This is a genomic window from Vibrio sp. TRT 21S02 (assembly GCF_050113675.1).
Lineage (GTDB): Bacteria > Pseudomonadota > Gammaproteobacteria > Enterobacterales > Vibrionaceae > Vibrio.
The window spans coordinates 263,482-276,485 of the sequence record NZ_JBNJOI010000001.1; the positions used below are offsets into that span (position 1 = coordinate 263,482).

General features: G+C 44.3%; 9 protein-coding genes and 1 pseudogene. 8 read left to right on the plus strand and 2 right to left on the minus strand.

Translation table 11 applies throughout. The annotated features are described in order from the left end of the window. Positions 1 to 2: 2 nt before the first annotated feature. From ACQEXU_RS01290 to ACQEXU_RS01305, 4 genes and pseudogenes are all read left to right on the plus strand, one after another. Complete coding sequence (locus tag ACQEXU_RS01290; RefSeq protein WP_427009354.1) at positions 3 to 1,085, plus strand: efflux RND transporter periplasmic adaptor subunit; 1,083 nt, start codon at positions 3 to 5, stop codon at positions 1,083 to 1,085. Further along, positions 1,078 to 4,179, plus strand: a complete 3,102-nt coding sequence (vmeI, locus tag ACQEXU_RS01295; RefSeq protein WP_427009355.1) for an efflux RND transporter permease subunit VmeI — start codon at positions 1,078 to 1,080, stop codon at positions 4,177 to 4,179. The genes ACQEXU_RS01290 and vmeI overlap by 8 nt, the downstream gene beginning before the upstream one ends. A 66-nt stretch (positions 4,180 to 4,245) precedes the next feature. Then, complete coding sequence (locus tag ACQEXU_RS01300; RefSeq protein ID WP_427009356.1) at positions 4,246 to 4,806, plus strand: DNA-3-methyladenine glycosylase I; 561 nt, start codon at positions 4,246 to 4,248, stop codon at positions 4,804 to 4,806. A gap of 26 nt (positions 4,807 to 4,832) precedes the next feature. Next, positions 4,833 to 4,991: pseudogene (locus ACQEXU_RS01305) on the plus strand (IS3 family transposase); the annotation flags it as partial. An 82-nt stretch (positions 4,992 to 5,073) separates the two neighbouring features. Here the strand turns inward: ACQEXU_RS01305 and ACQEXU_RS01310 are convergent. After that, complete coding sequence (locus ACQEXU_RS01310) at positions 5,074 to 6,267, minus strand: cystathionine beta-lyase (protein ID WP_427009357.1); 1,194 nt, start codon at positions 6,265 to 6,267, stop codon at positions 5,074 to 5,076. A 100-nt stretch (positions 6,268 to 6,367) separates the two neighbouring features. Continuing rightward, the gene (gene cls / locus ACQEXU_RS01315; protein WP_367986675.1) at positions 6,368 to 7,822 is read right to left on the minus strand and encodes a cardiolipin synthase; all 1,455 of its coding nucleotides are present in this window, start codon (positions 7,820 to 7,822) and stop codon (positions 6,368 to 6,370) included. A 348-nt stretch (positions 7,823 to 8,170) separates the two neighbouring features. Between cls and ACQEXU_RS01320 the strand changes: the two genes are divergently transcribed. From ACQEXU_RS01320 to ACQEXU_RS01335, 4 genes are all read left to right on the plus strand, one after another. After that, entirely contained in the window at positions 8,171 to 9,514 is a 1,344-nt protein-coding gene (locus ACQEXU_RS01320; protein WP_367986674.1) for a sodium-dependent transporter, read from the plus strand. A gap of 143 nt (positions 9,515 to 9,657) precedes the next feature. Further along, on the plus strand, positions 9,658 to 11,274 hold the full coding sequence (locus ACQEXU_RS01325) for a methyl-accepting chemotaxis protein (protein ID WP_427009358.1): 1,617 nt from the start codon (positions 9,658 to 9,660) through the stop codon (positions 11,272 to 11,274). A 68-nt stretch (positions 11,275 to 11,342) separates the two neighbouring features. After that, positions 11,343 to 12,038, plus strand: coding sequence for a TIGR01621 family pseudouridine synthase (locus tag ACQEXU_RS01330; RefSeq protein ID WP_427009359.1), 696 nt, complete (start codon positions 11,343 to 11,345; stop codon positions 12,036 to 12,038). An 11-nt stretch (positions 12,039 to 12,049) separates the two neighbouring features. Further along, positions 12,050 to 12,982 (plus strand): class I SAM-dependent methyltransferase, encoded by a 933-nt coding sequence (locus ACQEXU_RS01335; protein WP_427009491.1) that lies wholly within the window; start codon positions 12,050 to 12,052, stop codon positions 12,980 to 12,982. Positions 12,983 to 13,004: the final 22 nt, after the last annotated feature.

A 13,004-nucleotide genomic window follows, 5' to 3' on the forward strand; every position in this document is an offset into this window, starting at 1 on the left:
TTATGAAGAACTGGATAGTGTTAAGTGTTCTTTCATCTGCCGCGTTACTAACTGGTTGTGGTGGTGAAATCAAACATGCTGACTTTGGTCTACCCAAGGTGAAAGTTGAAAATCTCGGGCAGCAAGAAGCAAAAAATAATTTGTATTTTCCTGCGGTAGCGAATGCCTCTGAAAGATCACACCTTAGTTTTCGTGTCGCTGGTGAAATCAGCAAAATTGATGTGAAAGAAGGCGATCGCGTAAAGAAAGGGGATATCTTAGCTGAGCTGGATCCAACCGATTATCAACTTGATGTTGATAATGCAGCGGCCCGTTATTCGGTTGTCGATAGCCAGTATAAACGTTCTGCGCCTTTGGTTAAAAAAGGTCTGCTAGCCAAATCTCAATTTGATGAAATTGCTGCTCAGCGTCAGATTGCTTACGCAGAGTTACAGCTGGCTAAACTTCGTTTGTCATTTACCAAATTGACCGCCCCAGTGGATGGCATCATTTCACGTGTAAGTGCCGATCGGTTTGAGAATATTCAAGTTGGGCAGCAAATTGTTAATATCCACAGTATCGACAATGTCGAAGTCCTGATTCAACTTCCAGACCGAATTTACGTGAAACAACCTGAGAGGGATAAATTGTCTCATGTGCAGGCGGTTGTGCGTGTACCAAGTGGTAATGAATATCAGGCTGTAATTAAAGAGTTTACCACCGAACCTGATCCTGCAACGGGGACATTTACTGTGACGTTGTCACTACCTATGCCTGAGGAGGAGTACATCCTTGATGGTATGGCGGTTGAAGTCACATCTCGTGGAGAAGATGTTGGTCTTGAGCTGAATGCCGGAGTGCAAATCCCAATTGAAGCGCTATTTAATGCCGATGGTGATGCTCTAGACAGAGGAAATAAATTTGTCTGGGTACTCAATGATGATCAAACGGTAAGTAAACAACAAGTGATGCTTGGTAAAGCGAGCCGCAACTCGGTTCAGGTTCTAAATGGCCTTAAAGCAGATCAACAAGTAGTTATTGCGGGCATTTCCAGACTCAGAGAGGGGATGAAGGTGGAAGTAATTCAGGAGGCTGGTCATGAGTGAAATCACGAATAACACACCTCAACGTGATGAAGATATAACAGGCATTGCGGCATATTTTATTCGAAATCGTGTTATCAGTTGGATGATCTCGCTGATTTTCCTGATTGGTGGTGTTGCAGCATTTTTTGGTTTAGGACGTCTTGAAGATCCTGCCTTTACCATTAAAGACGCGATGGTCGTGACTGCATATCCGGGTGCAACCCCGCAGCAAGTCGAAGAAGAAGTGACTTATCCGTTGGAAAAAGCGATACAACAACTAACGTACGTTGATGAGGTCAATTCCATTTCTAGCCGCGGTCTGTCTCAAATCACGGTTTCCATGAAGAACAATTATGGTCCTGATGATTTACCGCAGATCTGGGATGAATTGCGCCGAAAAGTTAATGATCTAAAAGGTCAACTTCCTCCCGGGGTGAATGACCCACAAGTCATTGATGATTTCGGTGATGTTTACGGTATTTTGTTGGCGGTAACAGGGGAAGGGTACAGTTATAAAGAGCTGCTGGACTATGTTGACTACTTAAGGCGTGAGCTCGAATTAGTTGATGGTGTCAGCAAGGTATCGGTAACTGGGCAACAGCAAGAGCAAGTGTTCATTGAGATATCGATGAAACGCCTCAGTAGCCTTGGGTTGTCGCCTGATACCGTTTTCAATCTATTGTCGACACAGAATGTCGTCTCTGATGCTGGTGCTATCCGCATTGGTAGCGAATACATTCGTATTCAACCGACTGGCGAATTTGAAAATGTTGATCAATTAGGTGACCTGATCCTGACAGAAGCAGGTGCTCAGGGGCTTATTTATCTCAAAGACGTTGCTGAGATTAAACGTGGTTATGTCGAAGTTCCTAGCAATATCATTAACTTTAACGGTCAGGTTGCTTTGAATGTCGGGGTTTCTTTTGCACAGGGCGTCAATGTAGTTGAAGTCGGTAAAAGCTTTGATCGTCGACTTGCAGAGTTAAAGTATCAACAACCAGTTGGTGTCGGTATTTCCGAAATTTACAGTCAACCAAAAGAAGTCGATAAATCGGTTAGTGGCTTTGTGGTGAGCCTTGGTCAAGCTGTTGCGATAGTGATCATTGTTCTACTGTTTTTCATGGGGTTACGCTCTGGTCTATTAATTGGCTTGATACTGCTGCTGACGGTTTTGGGAACATTCATTTTCATGAAATATTTCCAGATTGATCTGCAACGTATCTCTTTAGGTGCATTGGTTATTGCACTAGGGATGCTGGTGGATAACGCCATTGTGGTCGTTGAGGGGATACTGATAGGTACCCAGAAAGGGCGAACGCGGCTACAAGCTGCGACCGATATCGTGACCCAAACTAAATGGCCATTGCTGGGTGCAACGGTGATTGCTGTCACGGCATTTGCTCCGATTGGCCTGTCAGAAGATGCGACTGGTGAATATTGTGGCACTTTGTTTACCGTTCTTCTTATCTCACTCATGCTGAGTTGGTTTACGGCGATATCTCTGACGCCATTTTTTGCCGATATATTCTTTAAAGGGCAAAAGGTGAAACAAGATGGAGAAAACTCCGATCCATACAACGGCATGATTTTCGTCATTTACAAGAACTTCCTTGAGTTCTGTATGAAGCGAGCTTGGCTGACTGTTGCAGTGCTTATTGTCGGCCTTGTTGCGAGTATCTATGGTTTCGGTTTTGTTAAGCAGTCGTTTTTCCCATCGTCAACGACACCGATGTTCCAAGCAGACATTTGGTTACCTGAAGGGACAGACATTCGAGCGACAAATACAAAGCTGAAAGCATTGGAATCTTGGCTGGCAGAGCAGGACCACGTTGAGCATATAACAACGACGGCAGGCAAAGGGTTACAGCGTTTTATGCTGACGTATGCACCTGAGAAGAGCTACGCCGCATATGGTGAAATCACCACTCGAGTCGATAACTATGAAGCACTTCAACCGCTCATGGCGAAATTTCGAGCACATGTTGAAGCGACGTTCCCTGAAGTCAATTACAAGCTTAAACAGATTGAGCTTGGCCCAGGTGGTGGTGCCAAAATTGAAGCGCGTGTGATTGGCTCTGATCCTACTGTCTTACGCTCGCTTGCTGCGCAGATCAGCGAGATTATGCATAACGATCCAGGTGCAACAAACGTGCGTCACGATTGGCGAGAGCGGACTAAGGTTTTAGAACCTCAGTTTAATGAAAGTCAGGCACGTCGCTATGGGATCACCAAGTCAGATGTCGATGATTTCTTGTCAATGTCATTCTCTGGTATGGCGATTGGTGTATACCGAGATGGTACAACCTTGATGCCAATTGTTGCCCGATTACCGGAAGATGAGCGTATTGATATCCGAAATATCGAAGGAATGAAGATCTGGAGCCCAGTACTGAGCGAATACATTCCGCTCCAGCAAGTGACTATGGGTTATGAGATGCGTTGGGAAGACCCAATTATTGTGCGCAAGAATCGTAAGCGTATGCTCACTGTAATGGCTGACCCAGATATTCTTGGCGAAGAAACGGCAGCGACATTGCAAAAACGTCTTCAACCGCAAATTGAAGCGATTGAATTGCCACCGGGTTATTCTTTGGAATGGGGTGGGGAGTATGAATCATCAAGTGATGCACAAGCCTCGCTGTTTACAACGATGCCAATGGGTTACTTGTTCATGTTCTTGATCACGGTGTTCTTATTCAACTCAGTGAAAGAGCCGCTGATTGTTTGGCTAACAGTGCCATTGGCTATTATTGGTGTGACAACAGGTCTACTGGCACTGAATACGCCATTTGGCTTTATGGCGTTGCTTGGTTTCTTGAGTTTGTCCGGTATGCTGCTGAAAAATGGTATCGTGCTCTTGGATCAGATTGAGATAGAAATGCAATCGGGCAAAGATCCCTATATTGCAGTGGTTGATGCGGCGCTAAGTCGTGTTCGTCCTGTTTGTATGGCCGCGATTACTACGATTTTAGGCATGATTCCTCTGCTACCGGATATTTTCTTTAAGCCGATGGCGGTAACGATCATGTTTGGTTTAGGTTTTGCTACGGTACTGACACTTATTGTCGTACCAGTCTTGTATCGTCTATTCCATAAGGTTAAGGTGCCAAACTAAGGTTTGGTTAACAAAACATGAAAAACGCCTCTGAACCTTCAGGGGCGTTTTTGTAAGGATACAAAAATGACTGATACAACTTGTGCTTGGGCCTTAAATCATCCGTTAGAAAAAAGCTATCACGATGAAGAGTGGGGCGTGCCTGTTTATGATGATACGAAACTGTTTGAGTTTATTACGCTAGAAGGTGCTCAAGCAGGACTTAGCTGGATTACGATTTTAAAAAAACGAGAAGGGTATCGAAAAGCCTTTGAGGGTTACGATATAAATAAACTCGCTCAATATGATGAACAACGCGTCCCATTGATTATTGAGCAATACGATGTCGTCAAAAACAAAGCGAAGATAGCGTCGGTTTATTCTAATGCCCGCGCGACTATCGAACTTCAGAAAGAGTATGGTTCATTATCCAATGCGCTGTGGCAGTTTGTCGAAGGTAAGCCTATCGTGAATCACTGGACATCAATGTCTGAAGTGCCTGCGGTGACGGAGCAATCCAAACAAATGAGTAAGTTCTTAAAAAAGAAAGGATTCAAGTTTGTTGGTGAAACCATCTGTTATGCTTTTATGCAGGCTGTAGGGATGGTGGATGATCATGTCGTTGGGTGTCCGCATAAGCCACGTTAATCGCTGTTTTATAAATTGTGATGCAGGGTTATTGGAGTTTTAGCGAAGCGAGAGAAGATATAATTCGATATATCATAGGCTATTACAACCAACTCAAGCCACTTCAATAGAATGATGGCCTGAAACCCAATGAGTCTGAGCAACAGCATAGTGAAAACTCTAAAACCGTGGCCAATTTTAATTGACCTCTACATGAAGAGCTTAAGTTTAAGACGATGTATAAAGTGGAATAAAAAATAGGAGCTGATGAAAGCTCCTATTTTTGTATTATTGTTCTTGAAGCATTGAGTTGTAACGCTTAAAGCCTGCTTCGAGATCTTGAATCAGGTCATCAATATCTTCTAAACCGATGTGTAAGCGGATAAGCGTTCCGTCAAAGTTTGGGTTTGCTACGGTTCTTAAGCTGTTAAAGCTCTTTGGTTCATTGGCGAGAATAAGACTTTCAAAACCGCCCCATGAGTACCCCATACTGAAGTGTTTCATACCATCGAGTAAGGTTGTCGTCGCGCGAGGGTAGCTTGTTTTTAGTACGAATGAGAACAACCCGTTTCCGCCTGTAAAATCACGCTTGAAGAATTCATGACCAGGGCAAGTTTCTAATGCAGGATGTCGAACGTGATCGACTTCGGGGCGAGACTGCAGCCATTGTGCAACCTTTAGGCTATTTTCTGCATGTTGTCTGAGTCTTACATCCATCGTGCGAAGGCCGCGCAAACCTTGATAAGCATCGTCTGGAGAGACGCATTGCCCCATCAAATAACTCTGCTCTCGCAGTTGATCCCAGCACTTATCATTTGCGACAGCGGTACCCAACATGACATCAGAATGACCAACAATATACTTGGTCGCAGCTTGGATAGAGATATCAACGCCGAACTCAAATGGAGAAAAATTAACACCCGCTCCCCACGTATTGTCCAATATGACTATCATGTCGTGCTCGTGAGCAATTCGTGAAAGTGTTGGCACATCTTGTACTTCCATGGTGATGGAGCCTGGTGATTCGAGAAACAACACTTTTGTATTGGGTTGGATTAAGTCGCGAATCTCTTCACCAAGAATAGGGTTGTAGTAAGTCGTCTCTACCCCCATTTTTTTCAAAATTTTGTCGCAAAAATCACGAGTAGGTTCGTAGCAAGTATCAACCATTAAAATGTGATCACCAGACTCTACAAACGAGAGAAGCGCGTTAGAAATGGCGGCAGTACCACATGGGTATAAGGCACAGCCTACGCCACCTTCGATTTCTATCATCGCATCTTGGAATGCAAAATGGGTATTGGTGCCGCGGCGTCCATAAAACAGGGTTTTATTTGCACGATTGATTGTCGCATGATTTTTTTCTGCAACCGTTTCAAAAACCACAGTTGATGCGCGTTGCACGGGTGGATTAACCACCCCGTTCGTCCATTTTTTAGAGCGGCCAGCAGTAACTAATTTGGTTTTTTTGCCTTCCGACATAAGAAATCCTTGTCTGATAACATTTTGATCTATTTAAAACACGCTATAGGGAGAAATTCAAGGACAAAAAGCCTCAAATTCTTGATGATGCCTGAAGCCTTTAGAGCAGCGGGTTGAACAAGTAGAAAACTCGTTCAAGAAAGCGTGAATACAATGAACGTTGCTGCCAGTTACTCAACTGGATCTCGATGGATTGTTCAATATAGCTCTGTTGGAGCCAGTACATTTCTTTAGTAAATGCTTCGTCGTCGACGGCGAGCGTAAGTTCAAAGTTGAGCCACAAACTCCGCATGTCCATATTCACGGTACCGACTAAGCAGAATTGTTCATCAATCACGACAGATTTGGTATGCAGTAGGCCACCGTAAAACTCAAAGATCTTAACGCCAGCTTCCATCAGTTCGGTATAAAATGCTCGTGATGCCCATTGCACCATCATCGAATCATTTTTCTGGGGGATGATAAGCTCTACTGTGATGCCTCGTTGAGCAGTTAGCTTTAATGTTTCTAGCAGATCAGCACTGGGTACGAAGTAAGGGGTAGTGATCCTGACCGATTGATTCGCTTGGTTGATCGCCAACGTCAGCACTTGAGAAATCAAATGCTCAGGCATGCCCGGTCCGGATGGGACAACTTGGATAGGGTGTTGCGGTTCATTCGGGTCAATTTGACATTCAGGCAATTGAGGCATGGTACGAGAGCCTGTTTCGACCTCCCAGTCCCAGCAATGAATCGCAGAAAGCACGTTGACCGTTGGGCCGGTAACACGAACCATGATATCAATCCACTGACCAACTCCAGACTCTTGTTTGAAGAACGCAGGGTCGACCATGTTCATCGAACCCGTATAGGCGACTTTATCATCGATTACGATGATTTTTCGGTGCTGGCGAAGATCCAACCGGCGTAGAAAGATACGCCATGGACTTACCTCTAATGCTTGCAGTACTTCTATACCTGCGCTTTTCATCATTTGGTGCCAATGGCTGCGGAAAAAGCGTGGGCTGCCTGCTGAATCTAACAAGAGTTTTACATCTACACCGCGTTTAGAGGCACGGATAAGTGCGGATGCAACGGAATCGGCTAGGCCTCCGGGATGCCAGATATAAAACACCATCCGAATGCTTGATTGGGCGGCTTCGATATCTTCGATCACTGAATGGAGGATATCTTGTGGTGAACTTTGTAATGACAGCGTATTACCACTTAATGCTGGTAACCCTAAGCGGTTGTTACACAGCTCGTCGATGCGAGAAATGTGCTGGCCAAAAGTTTCCGGTGAGTGGGCATGGCAATCATTCAGTTGTGAAAACCATTTTTCAAAAGGCGTAAACATCTCTTTCGCCCGTTCTGCCCGCTTCCTACCTAAATTCAGCTCTCCAAACAGAAAATAGCAGGCTACGCCGACAATCGGGATGATATAGATGATCATCAACCAAGCGAGTGAAACGCTAACGGCTCGACGCTTTAGAACTACACGTAAAGTTACACCTGCAACCAGCAGCCAGTAGAGCACGATGCTTGCTAATGTAAGAAATTGGTAGAACTTTTCCATGCATAATCCTGTATGAACTTAATCGCTTAGATAGTACTGCCAATCCATGACGAGCGGAATACACAAATGAAATGAATGTGAAAAAAGTGGCGAATGAAACAGGTCTAAATGTTGCCTGAGTGTGAAGAGGTGGTGTAAAAGTTGTTTGTTTGGTTAAGGTTTGACCATTTAAACTGTGCGATAGCACCAATATTAGAAAAATACACTATTTGGGGTTCCAATTGTAATTTCAAACTGTTTTACTTGCTACCTGTGTGGTGTCGCTTAAACTTTTTTATAGTGTACATAATTATGTACACCCAAGCCTTCTGACGCCTACCTAAAAACTCAACATCGGTAATAATAATTATGGCAAGTAATGCAAGAGGCCATTTCTCATCGAGAATCGGTTTTATTATGGCGGCAGCGGGATCTGCTGTCGGATTAGGAAACGTTTGGGGATTTCCAACGAAAGCCGCGAGCAATGGTGGTGCGGCATTTTTGGTTATCTACCTTGCAATGGTATTTTTATTAGCATTCCCAATGCTGGTTGCTGAACTGACTATCGGTCGTCATGGTCAATCAAACCCTATCGCATCTCTCAAATCCGTATGGACAAAAAATCGTGCTGCGGCTGGATTTTTTGGGGTAATCGCAATGGTTGCTGCGTCATTAATCCTAAGTTTCTACTCTATTTTAGCGGGCTGGTTAATGGGTTTTGCCGCAGCGCCAACATTAGAAGTGGTTGGCCTGCAAAGCGCGGCTGACTGGTTGGTAAATTTTAGTGGTGCACGAAATGTGCTACTAGCGACTCTGTTTTCTGTGCTCACTATCTACGTGGTTAAAAATGGCGTAGCTGATGGTATCGAGAAATGGTCAAGTCGCCTGATGCCAATGCTGTTTGTGCTATTTGGAGTGATGATCATTTATATCTTCACCCAAGATGGCGCAATGGAAGGCTTGAAAATGTACCTTGTCCCTGATTTTTCTCAGGTGACACCGTCGCTACTTGTGGACGCGATGGGGCAGGCCTTCTTCTCACTCTCTCTTGGTGTGGGCTCGATGATGGTTTATGGCTCTTACCTTAAAAAAGACGTCAATCTTCCAAAGACGGCAGGACAAGTTGCTGCGATTGATACCGGTGTTGCATTAGCGGCAGGTCTTCTTATTTTGCCTGCGATGTTTGTTGCGAAAAACAATGGTGTAGAAATCTTTAATGACGCAGGCCAGCTGATGAGCTCTGGTGATTTGGTATTTGCTGTTTTACCTTCCATGTTCCACACCATGGGTGGCGTTGGTGTCATCATTGGCACAGGTTTCTTTGTTCTGATGGTCATTGCGGCACTGACATCTTCCATTTCATTGTTAGAAGTTCCTGTTTCTTGCGCTCAAGATGAGCTAAAGATGGAGCGTACCAAAGCAACATGGGTGATTGGTGGGGTTATCTTAGTTCTGAGTATCGTAATCTCGCTCAATTTTGGCGCGCTATTCGGTTTGATTGCTGACATCTCAACCGTGTACATGCAGCCATTGCTAGGTGTGATTTGGGCGATTGTCGTTGGCTGGATCTGGAATCGCAATAAACTGCTTAATGAGCTTAAAGAAGGCAACCCTGAAATCGAACAAGGCCTATTCTGGAAAATTTGGCCATGGTATGTTCGAGTGATATGTCCGGTAGCTATTATGGCCGTCTTCATTTTCTCAATCATTTAGAAAGATTACATGAAACAAAACCTCCCAAATGGGAGGTTTTTTTATGCAAGTCGTTAATTAACATTAAATTATATTAAATGTTTTTACAGTATGGTCGATACATGTTTTGTAACAACAATCTAAAAAAAGAAGCAGGTATTTGAATGAAGTTATCGGTACGTAAAAAGTTGTATGCCGGTTTTGGCGGTATTGTGTTGATCATGGGAGCAATGGTGACGATGATCTGGTTAGAAGTCATGGGTTCCTATCGAGTTGCAGAAGAGCTTCGTTCTGATGATGTTCCTGAGAGCATGTATTACCTATTTTTGATTGATGACACAGGTGATGTTTTCCGTGATGCGATGGGTATGGTGAATGGCGTGCCGGGTGCGGCTTCAGATTACCAATCGAGCAAAGCAGAATTTGCCAACACCTTGGAGAATGTGAAAAAGCTTGAAACTCCAGGAAAAGAAGATTATCGAAACCTGCTTGAAATTGAAAAGCTGATGGCGAACTTTGCGTCAGAGTTTGAGCGAGATATCGTGCCGAAGCTAAAAGGGGATTACGATATGTCGCTTAGCGTGCAAAATCTGCGCGACTTATATGAGGTTTACTTAGTTTCAATTGAAGACATGCTTGATAAAACCTCTGCATCTGAACGTCAAGATACAGACGAAGCATTTGATACCTTAATGACATCTTTTAATTCGATTGAAAACTCAATTTATGTGATGACTGCAATCGCAATTGCCCTGTCAGTCGGTATTGCGCTAGCGTTGTCAAAGTCAATTACTAACCGCTTAAGTCACTTAGATTCTGTTGCTCAACGTGTGGCTGAAGGGGATTTAACGGCAGAAGATATCGATGATAAGTCTGGTGATGAATTGGCAAACCTTGCTTCTTCAGTGAATCGCATGCAAAGCTCTCTGGTCAGTCTTATCAGTTCAATGTCCAATGTCACTTCTGAAGTGAAAGTGGTCACCAATGAATTATCAACTGTCAGCCAAGATATTGTTTCAGGTGCCTCTTCACAAGCGGATAAAGCCAGCCTCATTGCAACCGCAGCCGAAGAATTAAGCTTAACCATCTCGGAAGTTGCACAACAAGGTATCTCTACATTTGAAGAAGCGCGCCGTTCTGAAGAGTCAGCGACTCAAGGGCGTACCGTCATCTCAGATATGGTTGGAAGTATTCAACAAGTTTCCATTCAGATGGGCGAAATGTCCGGTCAGATGAATGAACTTGGTGCTCATGGTGAGCAGATTGGCAGCGTCATCAAGGTCATTGAAGAGATTGCTGAGCAAACAAACTTGCTGGCCCTGAATGCTGCAATTGAAGCGGCTCGTGCAGGGGAAGCCGGTCGAGGTTTCGCTGTGGTTGCGGATGAAGTGCGTGCTCTTGCTGAGCGAACAACCAAAGCGACGCAAGAAGTCGGTGGCATTATCCAGTCTATCCAGTCTGGTACGCAGGAAGCGGTCACTTATACCGATGAAAACTGCCGTTTGGTAGAAGTTGGTGTTAGTCAAAGTACAGGCGCCGTCAATGCGTTGGATGAAATTGTGTCTGGTGCAGCAAATGTTCAGGCAATGGTGAATTCAATTGCGACAGCTGCGGAAGAACAAACCGCTGTAACCAAAGAGATTGCGTCGGATATTACCGCCATCAGTGACATTTCAGTTCGTTCACTGCAATTGGCAAACAGCAGCTCTGAGAGTGTTGATGGCCTAAATAATAAAGTAGCAGAGCTTGAACAGCTCATTGGTAAGTTCAAACTGAGCTAACCTTCTCCCTAAGCTGGCTTTCGCGTTTGGAACAGGTATACTTCTGCCTCCAAAGCGGAGCCAGCGATATGTTTGATATTCTTTTCACTCATGATGATTTTCTCATCATCAACAAACACCCTAATGTATCTGTCCATAAAGATGATGGCGACACCATGCTGCTACAAGAAGTCGCGTGTAAAACAGGGGACTCACAACTTTATCTGGTCCACCGCTTAGACAAAATGACTTCTGGGATCTTGCTGCTTGCACGTCACTCTACGGCTGCGAGTGCTCTGTCTCAGGCTTTTGCACAGCGAGATGTCTCGAAGTTTTATTTGGCATTGGGGAGTAAAAAGCCGAAGAAGAAGCAGGGTTTAGTGAGTGGAGATATGGAACGCTCGCGCAGATCATCATGGAAGTTAGTCAATAGCCAAAATAATCCTGCTATCACGCAATTTTTCTCAGTCGCAGCCGAGCCGGGCGAGCGGCTGTTTTTATGTAAACCTTATACAGGTAAAACACATCAAATTCGTGTTGCGTTAAAGTCGGTAGGCTCACCAATCGTTGGTGATGCAATTTATAACGCAGCGAGTAGCGCGGATCGCGGTTATCTTCATGCTTTTGCTCTGGGTTTTACCTACTTAAATCAGTCTTATCAATTTGTTTGTGATCCACGTGAATTTGCCTCATTGGGCGAAAAATGGCATCACGAAACCGTCAGTCAGGGGATTTCTGATTGGCTTAAACCATGGGAATTATCATGGCCGAATCTCAAAAAATAACTGAATCTCAAATGCAGGCAGAGAAGTTGCCTGTTTTTTTTCAACACTTGATCAATGAATTGGTCAATGCTCCAGATGAAGTGCGTCGCTTATTTCATGGGCGAGGCCGTCAATGGCCAGGTCTTGAGCAACTGACTTGTGACTGGTTGCAAGGGCAACTGGTTGTTAACTTGTTTAAAGAAGTGGATGACACTTTTATCGCTGTGCTTAAACAAGGTTTGGAATACCTTGCTCAGAGTGATGTTTGGGAGCAAAAGCAAGGCATCAGCATGTTATTGCAACATCGTTATGCCGATGGCGCACCTTCCGAAGTGATTTGGGGTGAGCTCAATAGTCGACCTGTTGTGGTAGAAAGTGACTTAAAATATCAGCTCGATATTGGCCGAAACCAAAACTTTGGTTTGTTTTTGGATATGCGATTTGGCCGAGATTGGGTGAAAGCGAACGCGAAACACAAAAACGTACTCAACTTATTTTCATACACCTGTGGTTTCTCTGTGGCTGCTATTGCTGGCGGAGCAGACAACGTAGTGAACGTGGATATGGCAAAAGCCTCTTTGGCAAAAGGACGAGAGAATCATCGCCTTAATGAGCATAATCTCAATCAGGTTAGCTTTTTAGCACATGATATTTTTAAATCATGGGGCAAAATCAAAAAGGCTGGGCCTTATGACATGGTGATCATTGATCCTCCTTCATTCCAAAAAGGAAGCTTTGCGTTAACGAAAGATTATAAAAAGATTTTACGTCGCCTACCGGATCTATTGTCTTCAGAGGGACAAGTATTGGCATGCGTTAATTCGCCAGCGGTAAGCAGTGAGTTTTTGATTGAAGGCATGAAAGAGGAAGCGCCAGAGCTAACTTTCCGTGAGCGGTTAGAGAATCCGCCGGAGTTTACCGATGTTGATCCTGAAGCATCGCTTAAGGCGTTGATATTTAGTTAATCAACCAACAAAAGGGGCTGCG

Coding starts and splice junctions, on each gene's coding strand:
- vmeI (WP_427009355.1), top strand. CDS start 1,078: ATGAGTGAAATCACGAATAACACACCTCAACGTGATGAAGATATAACA.
- ACQEXU_RS01320 (WP_367986674.1), top strand. CDS start 8,171: ATGGCAAGTAATGCAAGAGGCCATTTCTCATCGAGAATCGGTTTTATT.
- ACQEXU_RS01325 (WP_427009358.1), top strand. CDS start 9,658: ATGAAGTTATCGGTACGTAAAAAGTTGTATGCCGGTTTTGGCGGTATT.
- cls (WP_367986675.1), bottom strand. CDS start 7,822: ATGGAAAAGTTCTACCAATTTCTTACATTAGCAAGCATCGTGCTCTAC.
- ACQEXU_RS01330 (WP_427009359.1), top strand. CDS start 11,343: ATGTTTGATATTCTTTTCACTCATGATGATTTTCTCATCATCAACAAA.
- ACQEXU_RS01300 (WP_427009356.1), top strand. CDS start 4,246: ATGACTGATACAACTTGTGCTTGGGCCTTAAATCATCCGTTAGAAAAA.
- ACQEXU_RS01290 (WP_427009354.1), top strand. CDS start 3: ATGAAGAACTGGATAGTGTTAAGTGTTCTTTCATCTGCCGCGTTACTA.
- ACQEXU_RS01310 (WP_427009357.1), bottom strand. CDS start 6,267: ATGTCGGAAGGCAAAAAAACCAAATTAGTTACTGCTGGCCGCTCTAAA.
- ACQEXU_RS01335 (WP_427009491.1), top strand. CDS start 12,050: ATGCAGGCAGAGAAGTTGCCTGTTTTTTTTCAACACTTGATCAATGAA.